24 protein-coding genes are annotated in these 21,398 nt (G+C 60.6%); 8 read left to right on the top strand and 16 right to left on the bottom strand.

Translation table 11 applies throughout. From position 1 onward, the window contains the following. Positions 1-48: 48 nt before the first annotated feature. Both ppk2 and GLP43_RS09865 read left to right on the top strand, forming a co-directional pair. Positions 49-918, top strand: coding sequence for a polyphosphate kinase 2 (ppk2, locus tag GLP43_RS09870; RefSeq protein ID WP_237279171.1), 870 nt, complete (start codon positions 49-51; stop codon positions 916-918). Beyond that, positions 911-1,528 carry a TetR/AcrR family transcriptional regulator gene (locus GLP43_RS09865; RefSeq protein ID WP_005853462.1) on the top strand — a complete coding sequence of 206 codons (618 nt, stop codon included), beginning with the start codon at positions 911-913 and terminating at the stop codon, positions 1,526-1,528. The genes ppk2 and GLP43_RS09865 overlap by 8 nt, the downstream gene beginning before the upstream one ends. On the opposite strand, the gene GLP43_RS09860 is transcribed toward GLP43_RS09865, so the two are convergent. The 4 genes from GLP43_RS09860 to GLP43_RS09845 form a co-directional block, all read right to left on the bottom strand. Then, positions 1,525-2,514, bottom strand: a complete 990-nt coding sequence (locus GLP43_RS09860; RefSeq protein WP_237279170.1) for an LLM class flavin-dependent oxidoreductase — start codon at positions 2,512-2,514, stop codon at positions 1,525-1,527. The two genes, GLP43_RS09865 and GLP43_RS09860, sit on opposite strands and share 4 nt — an antisense overlap. 177 nt (positions 2,515-2,691) lie before the next feature. Continuing rightward, a complete protein-coding gene (gene rpsI, locus GLP43_RS09855) occupies positions 2,692-3,192 on the bottom strand; it encodes a 30S ribosomal protein S9 (RefSeq protein ID WP_005853459.1) in 501 nt (166 codons plus the stop codon). A 2-nt stretch (positions 3,193-3,194) separates the two neighbouring features. Continuing rightward, on the bottom strand, positions 3,195-3,656 hold the full coding sequence (gene rplM / locus GLP43_RS09850) for a 50S ribosomal protein L13 (protein ID WP_005853457.1): 462 nt from the start codon (positions 3,654-3,656) through the stop codon (positions 3,195-3,197). A 162-nt stretch (positions 3,657-3,818) separates the two neighbouring features. After that, the gene (locus tag GLP43_RS09845; protein WP_237279169.1) at positions 3,819-5,249 is read right to left on the bottom strand and encodes an aminotransferase-like domain-containing protein; all 1,431 of its coding nucleotides are present in this window, start codon (positions 5,247-5,249) and stop codon (positions 3,819-3,821) included. Between the two features lie 98 nt (positions 5,250-5,347). Here GLP43_RS09845 and GLP43_RS09840 point away from each other — a divergent pair, with 98 nt between their 5' ends. Then, positions 5,348-5,578: a DUF1127 domain-containing protein gene (locus GLP43_RS09840; protein WP_005853453.1), complete on the top strand. Its 231-nt coding sequence runs from the start codon at positions 5,348-5,350 to the stop codon at positions 5,576-5,578. Positions 5,579-5,665: 87 nt separating this feature from the next. Here the strand turns inward: GLP43_RS09840 and GLP43_RS09835 are convergent, their stop codons facing one another. Then, positions 5,666-6,085 carry a PaaI family thioesterase gene (locus tag GLP43_RS09835; protein WP_138923348.1) on the bottom strand — a complete coding sequence of 140 codons (420 nt, stop codon included), beginning with the start codon at positions 6,083-6,085 and terminating at the stop codon, positions 5,666-5,668. Positions 6,086-6,148: 63 nt separating this feature from the next. Between GLP43_RS09835 and GLP43_RS09830 the strand changes: the two genes are divergently transcribed. The 3 genes from GLP43_RS09830 (at position 6,149) to gluQRS (ending at position 9,394) form a co-directional block, all read left to right on the top strand. Beyond that, on the top strand, positions 6,149-6,928 hold the full coding sequence (locus GLP43_RS09830) for an enoyl-CoA hydratase (protein WP_443069480.1): 780 nt from the start codon (positions 6,149-6,151) through the stop codon (positions 6,926-6,928). Between the two features lie 280 nt (positions 6,929-7,208). Then, the gene (gene trmFO / locus GLP43_RS09825) at positions 7,209-8,561 is read left to right on the top strand and encodes a methylenetetrahydrofolate--tRNA-(uracil(54)-C(5))-methyltransferase (FADH(2)-oxidizing) TrmFO (RefSeq protein ID WP_237279167.1); all 1,353 of its coding nucleotides are present in this window, start codon (positions 7,209-7,211) and stop codon (positions 8,559-8,561) included. Beyond that, the gene (gene gluQRS, locus GLP43_RS09820; protein WP_237279166.1) at positions 8,558-9,394 is read left to right on the top strand and encodes a tRNA glutamyl-Q(34) synthetase GluQRS; all 837 of its coding nucleotides are present in this window, start codon (positions 8,558-8,560) and stop codon (positions 9,392-9,394) included. Before trmFO ends, gluQRS begins: the two co-directional genes overlap by 4 nt. Before the next feature lie 3 nt (positions 9,395-9,397). Here gluQRS and hisI read toward each other — a convergent pair whose 3' ends face one another. Further along, positions 9,398-9,763 carry a phosphoribosyl-AMP cyclohydrolase gene (gene hisI, locus GLP43_RS09815; RefSeq protein WP_206338386.1) on the bottom strand — a complete coding sequence of 122 codons (366 nt, stop codon included), beginning with the start codon at positions 9,761-9,763 and terminating at the stop codon, positions 9,398-9,400. A 75-nt stretch (positions 9,764-9,838) separates the two neighbouring features. On the opposite strand from hisI, the gene GLP43_RS09810 reads away from it, so the two are divergent. Further along, on the top strand, positions 9,839-10,294 hold the full coding sequence (locus GLP43_RS09810; RefSeq protein ID WP_237279165.1) for an iron-sulfur cluster assembly scaffold protein: 456 nt from the start codon (positions 9,839-9,841) through the stop codon (positions 10,292-10,294). Between the two features lie 275 nt (positions 10,295-10,569). On the opposite strand, the gene GLP43_RS16340 is transcribed toward GLP43_RS09810, so the two are convergent. From GLP43_RS16340 to sciP, 5 genes are all read right to left on the bottom strand, one after another. Continuing rightward, positions 10,570-10,698, bottom strand: a complete 129-nt coding sequence (locus GLP43_RS16340) for a hypothetical protein (RefSeq protein WP_005853439.1) — start codon at positions 10,696-10,698, stop codon at positions 10,570-10,572. A 98-nt stretch (positions 10,699-10,796) separates the two neighbouring features. After that, entirely contained in the window at positions 10,797-12,887 is a 2,091-nt protein-coding gene (recG, locus tag GLP43_RS09805; RefSeq protein ID WP_237279164.1) for an ATP-dependent DNA helicase RecG, read from the bottom strand. Beyond that, the gene (gene ligA / locus GLP43_RS09800; protein WP_237279163.1) at positions 12,884-15,004 is read right to left on the bottom strand and encodes an NAD-dependent DNA ligase LigA; all 2,121 of its coding nucleotides are present in this window, start codon (positions 15,002-15,004) and stop codon (positions 12,884-12,886) included. Before ligA ends, recG begins: the two co-directional genes overlap by 4 nt. Positions 15,005-15,089: 85 nt before the next feature. Next, positions 15,090-15,809 carry a response regulator transcription factor CtrA gene (gene ctrA / locus GLP43_RS09795; RefSeq protein WP_005853432.1) on the bottom strand — a complete coding sequence of 240 codons (720 nt, stop codon included), beginning with the start codon at positions 15,807-15,809 and terminating at the stop codon, positions 15,090-15,092. Between the two features lie 97 nt (positions 15,810-15,906). Continuing rightward, positions 15,907-16,185: a CtrA inhibitor SciP gene (sciP, locus tag GLP43_RS09790; protein WP_237279162.1), complete on the bottom strand. Its 279-nt coding sequence runs from the start codon at positions 16,183-16,185 to the stop codon at positions 15,907-15,909. 167 nt (positions 16,186-16,352) lie between these two features. Here sciP and mnmA point away from each other — a divergent pair, with 167 nt between their 5' ends. Next, a complete protein-coding gene (gene mnmA / locus GLP43_RS09785) occupies positions 16,353-17,495 on the top strand; it encodes a tRNA 2-thiouridine(34) synthase MnmA (RefSeq protein WP_237279161.1) in 1,143 nt (380 codons plus the stop codon). 96 nt (positions 17,496-17,591) lie between these two features. Here mnmA and lpxB read toward each other — a convergent pair whose 3' ends face one another. The 5 genes from lpxB to GLP43_RS09760 form a co-directional block, all read right to left on the bottom strand. Next, positions 17,592-18,743: a lipid-A-disaccharide synthase gene (lpxB, locus tag GLP43_RS09780; RefSeq protein WP_237279160.1), complete on the bottom strand. Its 1,152-nt coding sequence runs from the start codon at positions 18,741-18,743 to the stop codon at positions 17,592-17,594. Beyond that, the gene (locus GLP43_RS09775; protein ID WP_237279159.1) at positions 18,740-19,531 is read right to left on the bottom strand and encodes an LpxI family protein; all 792 of its coding nucleotides are present in this window, start codon (positions 19,529-19,531) and stop codon (positions 18,740-18,742) included. Before GLP43_RS09775 ends, lpxB begins: the two co-directional genes overlap by 4 nt. Continuing rightward, positions 19,531-20,313 (bottom strand): acyl-ACP--UDP-N-acetylglucosamine O-acyltransferase, encoded by a 783-nt coding sequence (gene lpxA, locus GLP43_RS09770; RefSeq protein ID WP_237279158.1) that lies wholly within the window; start codon positions 20,311-20,313, stop codon positions 19,531-19,533. Before lpxA ends, GLP43_RS09775 begins: the two co-directional genes overlap by 1 nt. Then, the gene (gene fabZ, locus GLP43_RS09765) at positions 20,313-20,771 is read right to left on the bottom strand and encodes a 3-hydroxyacyl-ACP dehydratase FabZ (protein ID WP_005853421.1); all 459 of its coding nucleotides are present in this window, start codon (positions 20,769-20,771) and stop codon (positions 20,313-20,315) included. Before fabZ ends, lpxA begins: the two co-directional genes overlap by 1 nt. Before the next feature lie 68 nt (positions 20,772-20,839). Beyond that, positions 20,840-21,391, bottom strand: a complete 552-nt coding sequence (locus tag GLP43_RS09760) for an OmpH family outer membrane protein (protein WP_237279157.1) — start codon at positions 21,389-21,391, stop codon at positions 20,840-20,842. Positions 21,392-21,398 lie beyond the last annotated feature (7 nt).

Raw genomic sequence — 21,398 nt, 5'->3', positions numbered from 1 at the left:
CAGAACGCTCCATAAGTTAGGGTGAACAGGATATTTGAGGAGGCCCCCATGGACCTGCCCTTTGACGGTGCGATCAGCGCCTATTTCGAAAACGACGCGCCCGCGCCCATCAACAAGGCGATCAAACGCGCCGACAAGGACGATATCCTGAGCGACAGCTACCCCCATTCCGAACGTCTGGGGCGCAAGCAATATGACCGCGAGATGGATCGGCTCCAGATCGAACTGGTCAAGCTGCAAGCATGGGCGCGCGACACCGGCACGCGTATCGCTATGATCTTTGAAGGCCGCGACGCTGCCGGCAAAGGCGGCACGATCTCGCGCTTCCGTCAGAATTTGAACCAGCGTTCCGCACATGTGGTGGCCCTGCCCAAACCCACCGAAACCGAAGCAGGTCAGTGGTATTTTCAGCGCTATATCAAACATTTGCCTACCGCCGGTGACATGGTGTTCTTTGATCGCAGCTGGTACAATCGCGGCGTCGTCGAACCGGTGTTCGGCTTTTGCACCGAGGCCCAGCGTGAAGCCTTCTTCGATCAGGTGGTCCCGCTGGAAAAGATGCTGGTGGACGATGGGCTGCACCTGTTCAAATTCTGGCTCAACGTAGGCCGCGGCGAACAGCTGCGGCGGATGCTCGCGCGTGAAGGCGACCCGCTGAAGCAATGGAAGCTCAGCATCATCGATGTCAAAGGGCTGGCGAAATGGGACGCCTATAGCGCCGCGATCAAGGACACGCTGCTGCGGTCCCACACGCCGCAGACCCCGTGGACGGTGATCCGCTCTGACGATAAACGCCGCGCGCGGCTGGCAGCGATCCGGACCGTGCTCCACGCGTTTGACTATACAGGCAAAGATACCAAGGCGATCGGCGCGATTGATGACCAGATTTGCGGCGGGCCGGATATCTGGGATGCCTAAACGCGGCTATCACCACGGCAACTTGCGACAGGCGCTGATCGACGGCGCGCTCAAACTGATCGAGGACCGCGGCCCCACGGGGTTCACCCTGTCAGAGGCGGCGAAACAGGCGGGTGTCACACCCGCAGCCGTCTATCGCCATTTCGAGGGCCGCGAAGACCTGATCGCCGAAGGCGCATTGCAAGGCTATGATATCTTTGCCGAATTGATGGAAGCCGCGTATCAATCCGGCCAGCCTTCCGCGCTCAAGGCGTTCGAGGCGACAGGCCGCGCCTATCTTGCTTTCGCCCGCGATTATCCGGGCCATTACATCGCGATGTTCGAAAGCGGCATTTCCGTCAACCGCACCCCCGATCTGGCCGCCGCTGCGGCGCGGGCCAATGGGGTCCTGGAACAGGCTGCAAGCGATCTCAGCCAGCATATCCCGTTGGAAAAACGCCCGCCCGCTTCGATGTTCTCGGCTCATATCTGGGCGCTTAGCCACGGGGTGGTGGAACTTTTCGCGCGGAATTCCCCCGGCAGGGCCTCGCCCTTTCCCGCAGATGATCTGCTGGAAAGCGGCATTGGCATCTACCTGCGCGGCCTTGGTCTGGTGGGGCCGGACGACTAGGCGGCGATCTCCGCCAAGGCCTGCGCCGCGATCTCGAAGGATTTGACCCGCGCGTCGTGGTCGTGGATCTGCCCTGTCAGGATCAATTCATCCGGTTGATATGTCTCAATCATCTGCGACAGTTGCCGCGCGACGCTCTCGGGGCTGCCCACGGCAGTGACCCGCAGCGCCTGATCAACGGCCTGACGCATCTGAACGCCAACCTCGGCATCAATATCCCGCACGGGACGCGGCAGCTTGCCCGGTTTGCCGGTGCGCAATCGCACAAAAGCCTGCTGCATGGAGGTCCGAAGGTAGGCCCCCTCTTCATCGGTATCCGCCGCGAAAACATTCGCCGCCAACATGAAATGCGGTTTCTCCCACTGCGCCGAGGGTTTGAAATCGCGACGGTAAATCGCCACGGCGTCTTCCAACGCGTCGGGGGCGAAATGCGAGGCAAAGGCATACGGCAGCCCGAAATGCGCCGCCAGCTGCGCGCCATAGAGCGAAGAGCCCAAGATCCACACCGGCACATGCGTGCCCTGCCCCGGATGCGCCATCACACGCGCGCCCGCAGGGGCCTCGCCAAGATAGCCGATCAGCTCGGCCACATCTTCGGGGAAACGGTCGCCGCCCTGCATCCCGCGCCGCAAGGCATGGTACACGGCCTGATCCCCACCGGGCGCGCGACCAAGGCCCAGATCAATCCGGTCTCCGTGAATCGTGGCAAGCGTGCCAAACTGCTCTGCAATCGCCAGCGGCGCGTGGTTCGGCAACATGATGCCCCCCGCGCCCACACGGATGCGAGAGGTGTGATCCGCCACATGCCCGATCAACACCGATGTCGCGGCAGAGGCGATCCCCGGCATGTTGTGATGCTCTGCCATCCAGTAGCGATGATAACCCGCCGCTTCGGTCCGCTTTGCCAGATCAATCGTATTCGCAATGGCTTGGCGGGCATCTGACCCTTCGGGCACGGGGGAAAGATCAAGGACTGAATATCGCATGAGGCGGCTCCGTTTTTAACGCATCCTTTACCTAAGCATGCGGCATCGAAAACAAAACCACCCCGCTGGCTTCATTTTGCCAAATAAACTCTCCCCGAAGGGTCGCCTTGCTGCGGGCGCATACGAAAAAGGCCGCCCCGGCAGGAGCGGCCTTTTCCAAAAACTGTAAAGTAAAGCTTAACGCTTGGAGAACTGGAAGCTCTTACGCGCTTTCGCACGACCGTACTTCTTACGCTCAACAACACGGCTGTCACGTGTCAGGAAGCCTGCCGCTTTCAGCGCGCCGCGCAGGGAGGGATCGTAGAGCTGCAGTGCTTTGGAAACACCGTGCTTCACCGCGCCCGCCTGACCGGACAGACCGCCACCTTTCACAGTTGCAACAACGTCGAATTGACCGTCGGTGCCTGTGATGGTGAATGGCTGTGCCAGGATCATCTGCAGAACGGGGCGTGCAAAATATTCGTTCTGCGCTTTGCCGTTTACGATGACTTTACCGGAACCTGGTTTGATCCAGACGCGGGCAACCGCATCTTTACGCTTACCGGTTGCATAGGCGCGGCCTTGCGCGTCACGCACAGGCTCGCGTGGGGTCATTTCAACTTCTGTCCCCTGAACGCCACCGATGTTCTCGGTTACGGCCGCTTCGAGGCCTTCGAGTGTTTTGATTTCATCAGCCATGCTTATGCACTCCGCGTGTTTTTAGAGTTCATGGATTTCACGTCCAGAACCTCGGGGCTTTGCGCCTCGTGGGGGTGTTCGGAACCGGCGTAAACGCGCAGGTTGGTCATGATCTGGCGGCTCAGGCGGTTGCCGGGCAGCATGCGCTTGACCGCTTGGGTCACAACACGCTCGGGGTGCGCACCTTCAAGGATCTGAGCTTTGGTACGCTCTTTGATCCCGCCGGGGTGGCCAGTGTGCCAGTAGAAGTTTTCTTCACGCTTCTTGCCGGTCATCTGGATTTTCTCGGCATTGATCACGATGACGTTGTCGCCGCAATCCATGTGAGGTGTGTAGGAAGGCTTGTGCTTGCCGCGCAGACGCATGGCAATGATCGACGCAAGACGGCCAAGGACGACGCCTTCAGCGTCGACGATGATCCATTTCTTGTCGATATCTGCCGGTGTTGCAGAAAAGGTTTTCATGGAGGGAATTCCCGTTACTTTGGTGAAAGGGTCCGAAACCGAACCCCGCTATCTGATGACTGGGTTATAAACACGCCCTTCGCCACGTCAAGCGCCACATTCCCTATTTTGTTAAACAAAAACAATGCCTTGCAAATTAGGTATTATTATACCCCATGAAAATCACACACTCAACTGCTCCGGCGGAGAGTCCAGCAGATGTCGCAGGCGCATGATTGCATCCTCAAAGCTATGCAGCGCCACGCCTGCGTTAATCGCAAGCCGCACCGCATGGGGCGCGCGGGCATCGCGGCAAACGAATTCCTCGGCCGAGCGGATTTGCACACCCTGTCCTTCAGCAGCCTGACAGAACGCACCCGCCCGCCAGCCAACCGGCAGGCTTAGCCACAGGAACGGCACGTTGATCCGCCACGCCACATCGTATCCGCCCAATATATTCACCGCACTTTGGACATAGGCGTTAAAGCCCTGACGCGTGCCTTCGGCGATGGCGTCGATATCTGGATGAACCAGCAGCTTGGCACAAAGGTCGATCAGCGGGGTCGCAAGGCCAAAGCAATTATATTCGGCCACGCGACGCAGATCGGGTGTGCGCTGGCGCGGGCCGATGGCGAAGCCGATGCGCAGCGCAGGGGTCAGGGTCTTGGCCAGTGACGAGACATACCAGCCGCGTTCAGGGGCAAGCATCCGGTAGGTCGGCGCACGCTCTACGCGCATGCGATAACAATCGTCCTCGACAATTTGAAAGTCATGTTTGCGCGCCACCTCGACCAGCGCCTCGCGGCGCGCCACAGGTGTGAAACCGGCGGTCGGGTTATGGACTTCGGGCGAGGTGCAGAAAATCTGAAGATCATGGTTCCGCGCCACCTCGTCCAGCGCTTCGGGGATCACGCCGTCTTTATCCATGGCCACCGGAATGACATCGGCGCGCAGCAGCTCGCCCGCGCGGCGGAAACCGGGGTACGACAGATCTTCAATCGCGATGGCGGGGCGCCGGCCTTGCAGGATGGACTGGAACACGAGCGACAGACCGTTTTGCCCGCCGTGAGACAGGATCACATCGGCCTCGGTAAAGGATCCCAGCGGCGTGCCGGCCAGCCATTTGACCACAGCTTCGCGTGCGGGGCGCGCGCCTGTGCGGCTGGGATAATGCATCACCCCCGACGCCGGATCCTGAGCGACCTCCGCCATCAGATTGCGGATCAGCGTCGCCTGCCCCGCCGATGGGAGGTGCGGTGAAAACATGTTCACCGCATAGGTGTCCGCGGGGTAGTTCTTTGTCCCTTGATGCACGTGGTGGGCGATCACATCCATCTCGATCGGGCTGTTGCGATCGGGGGTCGTGGGCGGCAGCGCAATAAAGGTGCCGCGCCCGACCTCGGCCTGCAACGTCCCGCTTTCGGTCAGCATCGTATAGGCCCGTGCCACGGTCCCCGGCGTGACGCCAAGCTTCCATGCCAGTTCCCGCACCGGCGGCAGTTTTTCCCCCGCCGATAAAGCGCCGTTCGAGATACCGTTTCGTATCATTGTAACAACGGCTTTGTATTTGGGGCCAGGCCCGTCAATTTGATCAGGTCGCCAAATTGTACCCATTACAATGTTTTCCTTTTCAAAATGTATCGCATTTTGTACCCCTTTGTTACGGCAAAACGTAACATTGTGTCAATACAATTTAGAAATAGGAGATTCTCATGACACAGACCCTGACCCTCAACCACGAAACTGTGGCAATCCTGAACCAGCGCAGCACACCGTTTGCCGCTGTTCTTGCGGTCAAATTTGCGGTCTGCGTCACGAAGATGGCATCGCGTCGCCGGACACGCAAAGCGCTCGCACAGCTTGAGCCTTGGCAGTTGGCAGACGTGGGACTCACACCGCGACAGGCTCATGACGAGTCTATTCGGGTGTTCTGGAAGGCGTAACGTCCCTGTGGCGCATTCCAGACCTCTTCACTCGGGCCGGTAAATACCGGCCCTTTTTTCAATTGTACCTGTCAGCGTGGGGTACAATCAGCGTGGCGGAATGGCATAGGTCAGCGATGCCCGCGCGACAGGGTCATCCAGCCCGTCGGAATAGACCAACACATCACAAATCGACAGCAGTTTGCCGAGCTTGAGCAGCCGCGTCTTGGCGATCAGATCGGTGTTGGCCGCAGGCTTGCGCATGAAATCGATCGAACAGTTTGTGGTCACCGCCAGCGCCTTGGGCCCGATCCGCGCCAAGGTCATCAGATAGGCGCTGACATCGGCCAGGGCGAAGATCGACGGGCCGGACACGGTGCCGCCGGGGCGCAGGTGCCGGTCCGCGGTGAGCAAACGTGTGGTCAGATCCGTCTCTCCGACATGGTCGATGGCGAAATCATCGGCGACCTGTTTGAACACGTCTTTCATAAAAACCGAAAGCGCATCGGCATCCATCATAATTGGCATACTTGTCCTCCCTCATATGTCGCGGCTAGGCTCTGGGAAAAGCGGGAGGGGTTCAAGATGACAATGGTCGAAATGGCATGTGACGGTGCGGTAGTCCGGTTGACGATGAACGCGCCGGACCGGTTGAACGCGCTGTCGGACGAGATGCTGGCCGCGTTGCAGGCGCGCCTGGACGAGATCGCGCATCGTCCCGATATACGGGTCGTCATCCTTGCCGGGGCGGGCAAAGCGTTCTGCGCCGGGCACGATCTAAAGCAAATGACGGGACTGCGCGACGCCAAGGATGGGGGTGTCGCCGGCTTCCAAGACCTGTTCGAACGCTGCGCCCGTCTGATGGCGCGTATCCAGTCCCTGCCTCAACCCGTGATCGCGCAAGTCCACGGCATCGCCACTGCCGCAGGATGTCAGCTGGTCGCGACCTGCGATCTTGCGGTCGCGGCCGAGGATACGCGCTTTGGCGTAAACGGGGTGAATATCGGCCTGTTCTGCTCGACCCCGATGGTCGCGCTCAGCCGCAATATCCCGCGCAAACAGGCGTTCGACATGCTGACCACGGGCGAGTTTATCGATGCAGCCCGCGCCCGCGAGCTGGGGTTGATTAACCGCTTCGCCCCACCAGACGAGCTTGCGACGCAGACGACAGCGCTGGCCCAGCAGATCGCGGACAAGCTGGGCACAGCGGTCAAGATCGGCAAACAGGCCTTCTATGCGCAGCTCGCCATGCCGGTCGCGCAAGCTTATGTCTACACGGGCGACGTGATGGTGGAAAACATGCTCAACCCCGACACAGCCGAGGGCATCGCGGCCTTCCTGGAAAAACGCACCCCTGAGTGGGATCAGTAAGCCGGAAACAGACTGTTTCCGATGATGCCGCACAGATCACGAATTCGTGCTTTCAATTCGGGCGCTTTTGTGGCACAAATAAGACAAGGCATATGCCTTGATAATTTTGGGTCGCCGCCGGCGGAAGGTCCCTCCAGGTCAGCCTCTCACTGACCGACCGTTCCCGCAGCGGCGACCCCAAAAATCCTCCTTCACATTCAATCGATATGTTTGACGGCCCAAGGGGCGACAGCCACCGCTGGCTATTGCACCGCGCCAGCCCCTGCCCTACATCGCTGGCATGACACATACACTCCATATCATCGGCGGCGGCATGGCCGGATCAGAGGCTGCCTGGCAGGCGGCGAACGCGGGCATTCAGGTTGTGCTCCATGAAATGCGGCCCAAGGTCGGCACCTTCGCGCATCAGACGGGGCTGCTGGGGGAAATGGTCTGCTCCAACTCCTTCCGCTCGAATGATAACGAACAGAACGCCGTGGGGCTGCTGCATTGGGAGATGCGTGCCGCCAACGGGCTGATCATGGCGACAGCGGAGAAACACCGCCTGCCCGCCGGCGGTGCCTTGGCGGTGGACCGTGATCCCTTCGCGCAATCGGTGACAGACGCACTGATGGCGCATCCGAATATCTCGGTCGAATATGGCGAGATCACCGATCTGCCGCGCGAGGGTCACTGGATCATCGCGACCGGCCCGCTGACCTCGGGCGATCTGGCGCAGTCCATTGCTGCCGAAACCGGTGCCGAAGCGCTGGCCTTTTTCGACGCGATCGCGCCGATCATCTACCACGACAGCATCGATATGAGCAAAGCGTGGATGCAATCGCGCTATGACAAGGGCGAGACCGAGGAAGAGCGTACCGCCTACCTCAACTGCCCGATGACCAAGGACCAATACGAGGCGTTCATCGACGCGCTGCTCGCCGCGGATAAAACTGAATTCAAGGAAGGCGAGACGGCGGGCTACTTCGATGGCTGCCTCCCGATCGAGGTGATGGCCGAACGCGGGCGCGAAACGCTGCGCTTTGGTCCGATGAAGCCCGTTGGCCTGACCAACCCCCATGATCCCGACACCAAATCCTATGCCGTGGTGCAGCTGCGCCGCGATAACAAGCTGGGCACGCTGTATAATATCGTCGGCTTCCAGACCAAGATGAAATACGGGGCCCAGACCGAAGTGCTGCGGATGATCCCGGGGCTTGAAAATGCCTCCTTCGCGCGGCTTGGCGGTATCCACCGCAATACGTTCCTGAACTCGCCCACGCTGTTGGACGATCAGATGCGTCTGCGCAGCCAGCCGAACGTGCGGTTCGCGGGGCAGATCACCGGCGTCGAAGGCTATGTGGAAAGCGCCGCGATGGGGCTGCTTGCCGGGCGTCTGGCCGTGGCCGAGATCAAGGGCGAAGCGGCCGCACCACCCCCGCCGACCACTGCGACCGGTGCCTTGATCACCCATATCACCGGCGGCGCGGATGCGAAAACCTTCCAGCCGATGAACGTCAACTTTGGCCTGTTCCCACCGGTCGAGGGGCTTAAATCCGGCCGTCGCGGCCGCAAGGATCGCTATAAAGCCTACACCGACCGCGCCAAGACTGACTGGCAGGGCTGGTTGGACGGCGCCACTCCCGCAGCATGAGCTTTCGCACCCGGTTCGCGCCGTCGCCCACCGGGCCGCTGCATCTGGGTCACGCCTATTCGGCGCTGGTGGCCCACGATATGGCGCGCGCAAAAGGTGGCAGCTTTTTGCTGCGGTTCGAGGACACGGATCTGGAGCGATCAAAGCCGGAATACATCCGCCAAGCGTTGGACGATCTGGCGTGGCTGGGTATCACATGGGATGCACCGCCTCTGATGCAATCCGAAAACCTTGATGTGTATAATCAAAGTGTTGAGGCGCTTTCTTTACGTGGATTGACCTATCCCTGCCGCTGTAGCCGCAAAGCTATTGCCGCCGCGCTCGCCGCGCCGCAGGAAGGGGCACCGCACAGCGTCTATCCGCAAACCTGCAAAACGCGCAGCATGGACGACCGCGGACCGAATGACGCAATTCGCCTGCATATGGACCGCGCGCTTAAGCAGGCGTCAGACAGGCTGAGCTTTGTTGAAGACGGGCCGCTACACGCTGGCCCGCATCCCCTTGATCACGCATCCCTTTTGGCGAAGATCGGTGATATCGTGGTGGGACGCAAAGACATCCAGACCGCCGCGTATTTCCTTGCCTCTGCCATCGACGATATCCGCGAGGGGATCACCCATGTGGTGCGCGGCGTGGACCTGTTTGACTTCACTCAGGTGCAAGTGTTGCTGCTGGATCTGCTGGGCCACAAACCCCCGCGCTATTTCCACCACGATCTGATCCGTGATGAAAATGGCAAACGGCTGGCAAAACGCGATGACGCGCGCGCGATTTCCCTGTACCGGAGTGAAGGCGCGTCACCACAAGATATTCGTGCAATGATAGGTCTTTAGCGTCTATTCATCATCCATTACGTCAAGCGTGATGCGTTCGGCACCATCCTCGACCAGCGTGTAAAAACAGCTTCGCCGTCCTGTGTGACAGGCCGCCCCCGTCTGGTGCACCTTCACCAGCAGGCAATCGCGGTCACAGTCGATGCGCAGCTCCACCAGTTCTTGCACGTGGCCGCTGGTGTCGCCCTTAATCCAGAACGACTGGCGCGAGCGGCTCCAATAGGTGACGCGGCCGGTTTCCAGCGTTTGCGTAACGGCCTGCGCGTTCATCCACGCCATCATCAACACGTCGCCCGTGGTCGCATCCTGCGCAATCGCGGGGATCAGCCCTGCTTCGTTGAATTTCAATGTGCTGGTGTCAAAGTCCATCGCCGTGCCTTCAGTTTGTTTTTGCATCATCCGCGTGGAGGCTTATGTAGGGGTTAATGAGACAGAGGAACAGCCATGAGTGACGAGACAGACCTGATCAAGCTATACTCAGCGCGGATTTTGGGGCTTGCGGCTGACATCCCGCATCTGGGGCGCTTGGAAAATCCCGAGGCAAGCGTCACGCGGCGCTCGCCCCTTTGTGGGTCCACCGTCACGGTCGATGTCGTGGTGGAAGATGGCAAGCTGGCGCAGATGGGTCAGGATGTGAAGGCCTGCGCCTTGGGGCAAGCCTCTGCCGCGGTGGCCGGTGCGGCGGCGGTTGGTGCGTCGCTAGATCAGATCCAGACGGCGCGGGATCAGTTGAAAGCGATGTTGAAAGGCAAAGGCCCCGTGCCCGACGCCCCCTTTGACGGGTTCGAGGTCCTGACCCCCGCGGTGGCCTATAAAAACCGTCATGCGTCCATCCTGCTGACGATAGAGGCATTGGCCGAAGCGATGGAACAAACCCAAACGGTCGCGCAAAACGGCTAGGCCCGTTCCGCGGCCACCTGCGCCAATAGCGCCGCGGCGGCGATGCCGCCCGAGCCGTGAACGCCCCCCCCACCGAACGCCTGCAAAAAAAAAACGCCGCACATCCGGGCAGGATGGCGGCGTAAGGGTGCGGTGACCGTGAAGGCTCGTTTTGATCCGTGACAGAGGGGACAACTCGGGCACAGGGACGAAGGTATTGCAGACTTCGCCAACGCATAGAGTTTGGGACAGATGCGCGGGCTAGATCAAAACAACACGGTTTACGCAGGCAGAAGTCAAACGAAGGCGGGAAGGTGCAGACCGACCACGAGGATGACAACCAAGGCAGCCGCCCCTGCGGCATCTTGCAACAGCGTGTCTTTCGACCGTTTGGCAATGGCTTTGACTGTAAGGATCGTGGTCATTTGCGTTCTCCCGTTTCCGTTGCCTATTTGTTCTCATTTTCAAACCCCTGTGTAAAGAACTTTATGAGAACAAAGGAGAACAAAATGGGATTAAATTGCTAACCCACTGATATCAAACGGATCGCCTCGTCCTGGCGCATCAGCCATAACAGCAGCCGGGCGGCTTTGCCGCGCGGGGTGGTCAGATCAGGGTCCACAGCCAGCAAGGCGCGCGCATCCGATTGGGCGACCTGCATCAAGGCCGCCTGTTTCTCAAGATCCGCCACCCGAAACCGCGGTACGCCGGATTGCGCCGTGCCGATCAGATCACCGGTGCCGCGCATCTTCAGGTCCGTCTCGGCGATCACAAAACCATCTTCGCTTTCGCGCAGCACCTCCAGTCGTTGGCGGCCGCTTTCGCTGAGCGGGGCTTGATACATCAGCAAACAGGTAGAGGCCGCCTGCCCCCGTCCCACGCGCCCGCGCAGCTGGTGCAGCTGTGCCAGCCCGAAACTTTCGGCGCGCTCGATCACGATGATGCTGGCGTTCGGCACGTCGACGCCCACCTCGATCACCGTGGTGGCGACCAGCAGCTTGGTCTGCCCTTGCTGAAAGGCACGCATGGCCGCGTCTTTATCGGCGGGCGGCATCTGCCCATGGACCAGCCCGACCACGCCTTCGCCCAATGCCGCACGCAGGTGTTTGAACCGCGCTTCTGCGGCGATCAGATCGCTGACCTCGCTTTCTTCGACCAGCGGGCACACCCAATAGCATTGCCGCCCTTCGCTGATGGCGACGCGCAAGCGGGTCACGACCTCCTCCATCCGGTCGGTGGCAATCAGGGCGGTGCGGATGGGTGTGCGCCCGGGCGGCTTTTCATCCAGCACAGACACGTCCATATCGCCATATTGCGCGAGGGCCAGCGACCGCGGGATCGGCGTCGCGGTCATGACCAAAACATCGACGGCCTGCCCTTTTTTGCCAAGCTCAAGCCGCTGGCGCACCCCAAAACGGTGCTGTTCATCCACCACCGCAAGGCGCAGATCGCCAAAGGCGACATCGGCCTGAAACACCGCATGGGTGCCCACAAGGATCTGGATCGCGCCGCTTTCCAGCGCGCTCAGCTTGGCGCGCCGTTCGGGCCCTTTGTCGCGTCCGGTCAAAAGCTCAAGCACCACACCCGCCTGTTCGGCCAGGGGGCGCAAGCCTTCAAGATGTTGACGCGCAAGGATTTCTGTCGGGGCCATCAGCACGCCCTGCCCGCCTGCCTCGACCGCGCGCAACAATGCCATGAAGGCGACCAGCGTTTTGCCCGCGCCCACATCCCCCTGCAGCAAGCGGTTCATCCGCGCCCCGCTGGCCATGTCTTTTGCAATCTCGGCGATGGCGCGTGTCTGTGCACCGGTGGGCGCATAGGGCAATGCGCCAAGCACGCGCTGCTGCAGGTGGCCATCCCCAACCGTCTTGCGCCCCGCCTTCCGCCGGTCCTTGGCGCGCGCAAGGGCAAGCGTCAGTTGATGGGCGAGCAATTCATCATAAGCCAGCCGCGCCCGCGCTGGCGCCGCGGCAGAAAGGTCAGCCATGTCGTTCGGGGCATGCGCCTGTTGCAGCGCATCGGGAAAATCTGGCCAGTTCTCTTGGTTTTTCTGATTGGGGTCAATCCATTCGCCGACCTCTGGCACCCGCGACAATGCGGCCCGCGTAGCCTTATACATCAGCTTTTGCGTGATCCCGCTGGTCAGCGGATAGACCGGTTCAAACGTCGGAATATCGCCCGCCTCGGCCTCGGGCACAACGAAATCCGGGTGCACCATCTGGGGAATGCCGTCAAAAAGCTCTACCCGCCCCGACACCACGCGCCGTGACCCTTCGGGCATCTGTCGCTTCCAGTAATCCCCGCGCGCGTGAAAGAAGACCAGTTGAAAGGCGGTGGCGCTGTCTTCGACATGAATACGGTAGGCCCCGCCCTTGTTTGCAGGGGCCCGATGCGCGCCAACGGTGACCGCCACGGTAACAGTGGCGGGCAGGATCGCATCCTTGACACTGGGCTGCAGCCGTCTGTCGATGCCGGAATACGGCAGCGTAAACAACAGGTCCCGCGGGGCCATCACCCCAAGCTGGGCAAAGTTCTGCGCGGTCTTCGGCCCGACCCCTTCCAACGTTTCGAGCTTGGCAAAGAGGGGGAAAAGCGCCTCGGGCCGGCCGGTCATGCGCCGTCGATCAGCGCAAGCCAGCCGTCCTCGTCCAATGTTTGAATGCCCAGATCCGCCGCTTTCTTGGCCTTGGAGCCAGCCCCCGGCCCCGCGACCAGAATATCGGTTTTCGCACTGACCGAGCCAGAGACCTTGGCCCCCAAACGTTCGGCGCGCGCCTTCGCCTCGGCGCGGGTCATTTTTTCAAGCGTACCGGTGAAGACCACGGTTTTTCCCGCCACGGGGGACCCTTCGGTATCAGGGCGTGCCACATCCTGCACCGAAAGTTCCGCCACCAGCCGGTCGATCGAGGCCCGCTCGGCTTCTTGGGCAAAGGTGCTTACCAGGCTTTGCGCCATGACCTGACCGACGCCGTCCACACCGATTAGATCGTCCCAGGCGGGGCCCTCCCCGGATTTGGCATGCCCCATCGCGGCCTCGAACGCGGTCCAGCTGCCGTAATGCTGCGCGATCAGGTTCGACGCCGCTTCGCCCACATGGCGGATACCAAGCGCAAAAATCAGCCGCGACAAGGGGATTTTACGTTTATCCTCAATGGCCTGAAACAGTTTGTCGGCAGATTTCTCGCCCCAGCCTTCGCGGTTCTTGAGCTGCTGCATGCCGCTGCCATAGCGTGCCTTGAGCGTGAAGATATCCGCTGGTTCCGCGATCCAGCCATCGGCATAGAATTGTTCGACCTGTTTCGCGCCCAGACCGTCAATATCAAAAGCCGCGCGCGAGACAAAATGTTTCAGCTTTTCAACGGCTTGGGCAGGGCAGATCAGTCCACCCGTACAGCGACGCACCGCATCACCTTCCTCTCGGATGGCATCGCTGCCACATTCCGGGCAGGTCTTTGGGTAGACATAGGCTTCGGAGTCCTCGGGTCGCTTGCCAAAGTCCACATCCGCAATCTTGGGGATCACGTCCCCCGCACGGTAGACCTGCACCCAGTCGCCGACGCGGATATCCTTGCCCTCGCGGATACGGGCCCCCTTACTGTCGAGCCCTTTGATATAATCCTCGTTATGGAGCGTCGCATTCGAGACAACGACGCCGCCCACGGTCACCGGTTGCAACCGCGCAACCGGCGACAGCGCGCCAGTGCGGCCGACCTGAATGGTGATATCCTCCAGCCGGGTCCAGGCCAGTTCCGCAGGGAATTTATGCGCAATTGCCCAACGGGGGGTGGTGGAGCGAAAGCCAAGCCGGTCTTGCAACGCCGGATTGTTCACCTTGTAGACGACGCCGTCGATGTCATAGCCAAGCGTCGCGCGTTGCTCTTCGATCTTGCGGTAATGCGCGATCATCTCTTGCGGGCCATCGCAGAGCGTCGTCAACGGGTTGGTGTCAAACCCGAATGCCTTGAGCCGCTCTATCGCCTGAAACTGCGTTTCGGCCAGCGGCTCGGACAAGGCCCCCCAGGCATAGGCGAAAAACGCCAGCGGTCGTGCGCGAGTAATCTCGGCGTCCAACTGGCGCAGGGATCCGGCGGCGGCGTTGCGCGGATTGGCAAAGGTCTTGCCCCCGTTGGCCGTCTGGCGGGCGTTCAGCGCATCAAAGTCGTCGTGGCGCATATAGACTTCGCCGCGTACCTCAAGCAGCGCCGGTGCGCCTTCGATCCGCGCTGGAATGGTATCGATCGTGCGCGCGTTGGCGGTGACGTTTTCGCCGACCGCACCGTCCCCACGGGTCGCGGCCTGTACCAGATCCCCGTTTTCATAGCGCAGCGACAGCGACAGCCCGTCAATCTTGGGCTCTGCGGTGAAGGCCAGCGGCGTGCCGCTCGGCAGCCCCAAGTATTTGCGGATGCGCGCATCGAAATCGACAACATCCTCATCCTCGAAGGCATTGCCCAAGGACAGCATCGCCACGTCATGCCGGACCTTGCCGAACCCTTCCGCCGGGGCGGCTCCGACCTTGTCGCTGGGGCTGTCAGCGCGTTTGAGGCCGGGGAACCGTTCCTCGATCGCCTGATTACGACGTTTCAGGCGATCGTATTCCGCGTCCGATAGGTCGGGTGCGTCCTGCGTGTGATAGGCCGCATTTGCCCGCCCCAACAGGTCAGCCAACCGCGCCAATTCAGCTCTGGCCTCCTCCTCGGAAAGGTCCTGAAGTGCGGTTTTATCAGTCACGGTAAGCCCCAGCCTGCTGTTTCAACTGGGGTCTAGATACGCAGGGAACTCCCCCGCGTCTAGAATATTTCCCTCTCCTTTGTGGCTAGCCGCCGACGGCCAATCTTTCCTGTTCGGGGTAGCCCATGGTGGCCGGATCGCGCAGCACATAGCCCCTGCCCCAGACCGTCTCGATGTAATTCTCGCCCCCCGTGGCATTGCTAAGCTTTTTACGCAATTTGCAGATGAAGACATCGATAATCTTGAGCTCGGGTTCATCCATGCCGCCGTAAAGATGGTTCAGAAACATCTCTTTCGTCAGGGTCGACCCTTTGCGCAGGCTCAGCAGTTCGAACATCTGATATTCCTTGCCCGTCAGATGCACGGGCTTATCCCCCACGGTCACCGATTTGGCGTCCAGATTGACCGACACGCGTCCGACGTTGATCACCGATTGCGAATGCCCCTTGGACCGCCGAATGATCGCATGGATACGCGCCACCAGTTCTTCGCGGTGAAAGGGTTTGGTCAGATAATCATCGGCACCAAAGCCGAACCCCTTGATCTTGTTTTCCGTGTCGTCAGAGCCGGAGAGGATCAGGATCGGCGTCTGGATTTTGCTCAGCCGTAATTGCCGCAAGACATCATGCCCGTTCATATCCGGCAGATCCAGATCCAGCAGGATCAGATCGTAGTCATAGAGCTTTGCCAGATCGATGCCCTCTTCCCCAAGATCGGTGGTATAGGTGTTCAGATTGGCATGGGTCAGCATCAGTTCGATGCTTTTGGAGGTGGTTGGGTCATCTTCGACCAACAAAATTCGCATGTGTCTCACTCCGCTCAAATGGATTTGGTATAAAAGGCACCGTGAACAAAATAGTTTAACCACTCGTTAATAGTGCTCAACTTGTTAGGTGAGCAACTTAAAGTTGTCTATACTTTTGTAGCGCTGTGGCCCGCAAGGCCGCTTCCCCATGTTCAGAGACAGCGCGCACCCATTCGACAAATTCCGCCCGCCCCACACCATAGCGTTCTTCCGCCTCCGCCTCAGAGATCAGCCCGTATAATACACCCCGCACCACCGCAGCCTTGCGCGATGCGACCCATCGGCTGGTATTGCGATCCGGCAGATCCGCAAGGCTAAAGCTGGACCCGTCGGGCAAGGTCACCGCCCTGGGTCGTTCGACCTTTTTCAAATACACAAGTTTTCCCCTTTTCACCCCTTACACATAAGACGCGCGCCCCTGTTCACGGCCCGTTCTTAATCCGGTGCAGGCTAGGTCGCCGCATGTTAACGACCCGTGAAGTCGCCCCTTGAGAGTACCGCTAATTTTCCTATATTAAGCCTCAAACCTCCCGGAGTATTCTCATGCCGCTTGATCGCACCCCGCCGCTCAATTCGTTGGGCTTTGCCAAAGCACCTGCCGACACCCGCGTCGTTGTGGCGATGTCGGGCGGTGTCGACAGTTCCGTGGTCGCCGCCATGCTGGCCGAAGAAGGCTATGACGTCGTCGGCGTCACCCTGCAACTTTACGACCACGGTGCGGCACTGGCGCGCAAGGGGGCTTGCTGTGCGGGCATCGATATCCATGATGCGCGGCGTGTCGCGGAATCCATGGGGTTCCCGCATTATGTTTTGGATTATGAAAACGTGTTCAAGGACGCCGTAATTGACGAATTCGCCGATAGCTATCTGGGTGGGGCCACGCCCGTGCCCTGCATCCGCTGCAACGAACGGGTGAAGTTCAAGGATCTGCTGGAAACGGCCAAGGATCTGGATGCCGATTGCATGGCGACCGGTCACTATATCCAGCGCAAGATGGGCCCAGACGGGGCTGAACTGCATTGCGCCGCGGATGCCAATCGTGATCAAAGCTATTTTCTGTTCTCGACCACGCCCGAACAACTGGACTATCTGCGTTTCCCCCTTGGCCACCTGCCGTCAAAAAATGACACGCGGGCGCTGGCAGCGAAATACGGGCTGAGCGTGGCGAACAAGCCCGACAGTCAGGATATCTGCTTTGTTCCGAATGGCGACTACGCCTCGGTGATCCGCAAACTGCGCCCCGAAGCCGCCAACCCCGGCAATATCGTCGACACCGACGGCACTGTGTTGGCGCAGCACGACGGTGTGATCAACTACACCATTGGGCAGCGCCGTGGCCTTGGTATCGGCGGCTTGGCCGATCCGCTCTATGTGGTGAAACTGGATGCGGATAACGCGCAGGTCGTCGTGGGGCCGAAATCGTTGCTGGCCACCCGTACCGTGCCCGTGAAAGAGATCAACTGGCTTGGTGACACCCCACTCATGTCGCAAAGCGAATGGCCCATTGCTGTGCGCGTACGCTCTACCCGCCCTCCGACAGACGCGATCTTGCGTCCGATCTCGGATACCGAAGCGACGGTAGAACTGCTCACCCCCGAGGAAGGGATCTCGCCGGGTCAAGCCTGCGTCTTCTACGACCCCGAAAGCACCCGCATCTTCGGCGGCGGCTGGATTCACAAAGGCTAACCCCTTCCAAATGGCTTAAAATCCCGGGGAGTTTGAGGGGCAGGGCCCCTCATTTCACTCTACAGCTTGTCTCTAGATCTATATTTGTCTCTAGATCTAGAGACGTGCCAATACCGCCCGCGCCGCGCGCAGGCCCGGGCGTTCGCCCCCCTTGCCAAGCCGCTCCATCGTCAGCGCCATCGCATCCTTTTGATCCTCGGGATGCGCAAGGACATGCGCTAAACCGCCAGCGATCTTATCGGCGGTGCAATCAGGGCCCAGAAACTCCGGTACGACGCACGTGTCGGATACAAGGTTCACCAAAGTCACCGTATCAATCAGCGCCATCGCCTTGATCAGACGGAAGCTGAGCCAGTTCATCCGGTAGGCGATCACCATCGGCAGCGATGCGGCGGCCAGTTCCAACGACACGGTGCCAGAGGCCGCAAGGGCCACGTCCGCGGCGGCAAAAGCTGCCCGTTTCATCGCGGCCGCTTCCTCCCTGCTGCCCGCACGCGGGTCCAGCACGATGGGGCGCACCGTCCAGCCTTGGGTCTGCGCAATCACCGCATCTGCCACAGGACCAGCGGCGGGAATGACCACGCGCAGATCAGGATGTGTCTGGGCAAAACGGGCAACCGCATTGCCGAACACATCCGAAAGCCGCGCCACCTCTGACCGCCGAGATCCGGGCAGGACGAGCATCAGGGGCGCATCGCCGATCTCATGCGCTTGACGAAAGGCAGCGGCTTCGCGGTGTGTGGCGATCTTCTCTCCTACTACGGGATGCCCGACGAAATCGCAGGCCATGCCCTCGGCCTCCATCAGGGGCGGCTCGAAGGGGAAAAGTGCAAGCACGTGATCGATATACCGCGCCATCTTTTTCGCGCGCCCGGGTCGCCAGGCCCAGACCGTGGGCGCGACATAATGCACCGTGCGAATATCAGACGCCGCCTTGACCCGCTTGGCCACCCGGAGCGAGAAATCGGGGCTGTCGATGGTGATCATCACATCGGGCTTGGCGTCGATCACGGCCTGCGCCGTCTCGTTGATCCGCGCCATCAGGGATTTGTATTTCGGCAGGATCTCGGCAATGCCCATGACAGACAGTTCGGACATATCAAAGCGGCTGGTCAGCCCCTCGGCGGCCATATCCGTCCCGCCGATCCCGTCAAAGGTGATGTCGGGGCGCAGGGATTTCAGCCCCGCCATCAGCGCCCCCCCCAAACGGTCGCCCGAAGGTTCGCCCGCGATGATGAACACCTTCATGTCGCGGCCCTTGCCCATAGCACGAGCTCTAATTCATCCGCCAATGCGATGCAGACTTCTGGTTCCAGCAGGATGACAGATCCAGCCTCGATCACGACACCTGCCAGCCCTGCCTCATGGGCGCGGCGCAGGGTGTCGGGCCCGATGGTGGGCATATCGACAAGATGGCTTTGGCCCGGTTTCGGACCTTTAAACAGCACCGCGCTGGTCGAGCGCGCACGATCAGGCAGGGTCGACAGCAGGTGATCCGTGCCGCCAATCGCCTCGATCCCCATGACCTGCCCCTGCCCGACGACGCAGCATTGCCCCACATCCATCGAGGCAAGGCAGCGCACCAAGGCAGCACCGCGCGCGGCGTCATCGCGCATCTGCGCATCCGGCTGACGCTGGCTGAGCACACCTTCGCGCGCCATCAAGTCGGGCGCGAGGTCATGCGCGGCAACGACGGTCAGCCCGGCTGTCTGGAAAATATCGACCACGGCGCGCAGGGCACCGTCGTCCCCCGCAGCGAGGGCTTTCTGGAAGACCGGCACCAAGGGCAGCGTTGCCGCATCCAGCCTGGACGGGTCGAAGGCCGGCCTTGCCACGGCACCGCAGAAACACACCTGCGTCACGCCGCGCGCAGTCAGCTCGGCCAGCAACGTGCCAAGCGTCTCAAGTCGGAACACCAGATCCGGCACCAGCCCGGTGGGTGTCGTCCCCTCGTAGGCGCAGATCAAAGGCACGTCAGTCAGCGCGCCGGCCACCCGTTGAGGCAGTCCGCCGCCCCCCGCGATCAGCGCCAGCATCAACCCGGTGTCAGAAAATGGCGGCCCGTGTCGGCCAGCACGAAATCAACGATCTCGCGGACGTAGTCGCTGCCGGTTTCCTCGCCCAAGCGCCGGGCGCGGTCGTGGAATGTCCCCTCACCCTGCGCCAGCATCTGGAACGCCGCGCGAAGGGCCGTGATGTCGGCGCGGGTGACGCCGCGACGCTTGAGCCCGACAAGGTTGAGCCCGTCCAAGACCCCGCGGGGCGCTTGCACCAGACCGTAGGGGATAACGTCATTTGTGACCATCGTCACAGCACCGATGATGGCCCCGCGACCGATGCGCACGAATTGGTGGATACCGGCCAGCCCGCCGATCAGAACGTCGTCTTCGATAATGCAGTGGCCCGCGACGGCGGCGTTGTTCACCACGATCACCCGATCGCCAAGGATCGCATCATGGGCGATGTGACAGCCCGCCATAAACAGCCCGTCATCGCCGATCTTGGTCACACCGCCGCCGCCTTCGGTACCGCCGTTCATGGTGACATGTTCACGGATACGGTTTCGTTTTCCAATCTCGAGCCGGCTCGTTTCCCCTTTGAACTTAAGGTCTTGCGGGATTTCACCAATCACCGCGAAGGAAAAGATCACCGTGCCTTCGCCGACTTCCGTCTCGCCGGTGACGATGGCGTGGGATTTCACCTCAACATTGTCATGCAGCACGACCCGAGGGCCGATGACGCAGAACGGGCCGACCGTGGCAGAGGCTGCGATCCGCGCCCCTTCCTCGATCACGGCGCTTGGGTGGATGTTGCCCATCAGGACAGGTCCATCATCGCAGTGAATTCGACCTCGGCCGCCATTTCGCCCTCGACCGACGCGACGCCGCCGAATTTCCAGACCTTGCCGCCGGGTTTGCCGCGCAGGGTGTTCAACTCCATCCGGACGACGTCACCGGGAACGACCTTGCGGCGGAATTTGCATTTGTCGATGGCCATGAAGTAAACCTTCATGTCCTTATCCGCCATCTCAAGCGTGACACCGACCATCACCGCAGCGGTCTGCGCCATCGCCTCTACGATGGTGACGCCGGGCATAATCGGCATGCCGGGGAAATGCCCCTGAAAATGCGGTTCGTTCATCGTTACATTCTTGATCCCGACAGCGCTTTGCGTGCCCTGGATATCGACCACTTTATCGACCAGCAAAAAGGGATAGCGGTGCGGAATGATCCGCTGGATCATCTGGATATCGGCACTTGGCAGGGTGTCAGTCATTGCATGTCCTGTCTGTTATAAGCTGTAAGTTGGCTACCAATTCTGGCCGCCATGGGCAAGCGGGGGGATCAGTTCTTGCCGCTGCCGACCGACGCATCAAGCCGCTCGATGGCTTCGTCGGTGATGTCGATGGCGTTGGCGCTGACAAAGACCGACCGGCGTTCAAGGATCACGGCCGCCCCGGCTTCACGCATCATCTGTTCCAACACAGGGCCCGCAGCGGCCAGAAACACCTGGCGCTCTTTCTCGACCAATTCATTCAGCGCCCGCCCCTTGGCGGCCTGTGAAGCGCGAGTTTTCTGAACTTTCTCGTCAAAGGCATCTGCCAGCCCGCTGAACGCGTCGGGGCTAAGCTTGCTGCGCTGGTCCGTAAGCTTGCGCTCCTCGGCCTTCAAATCCGCTTCAATCAGACGGTTTTCGGCAGAGATTTCAGCACTTTGGGTTTCGACGTCATCCGCGACCCGCAGACCAAAAGCGCTTTCGTTGAACACACGGTCGGAATCGATGGTTAGGATCGGGCTTTGCACCACGCGCCGTTCAGACTGCTGTTGTGCAAAAACCGGCACCGCCGCAAGGGGCAGTACCGGCAGAAGGCAAATCAAGAGTGCCCGCAGTTTCATAACGGCC

The organism is Sulfitobacter sp. M39, from assembly GCF_021735935.1.
Classification (GTDB): domain Bacteria; phylum Pseudomonadota; class Alphaproteobacteria; order Rhodobacterales; family Rhodobacteraceae; genus Sulfitobacter.
The sequence above is the reverse complement of the archived record's forward strand: the minus strand, read 5'-3'. Positions and strand labels throughout refer to the sequence as shown.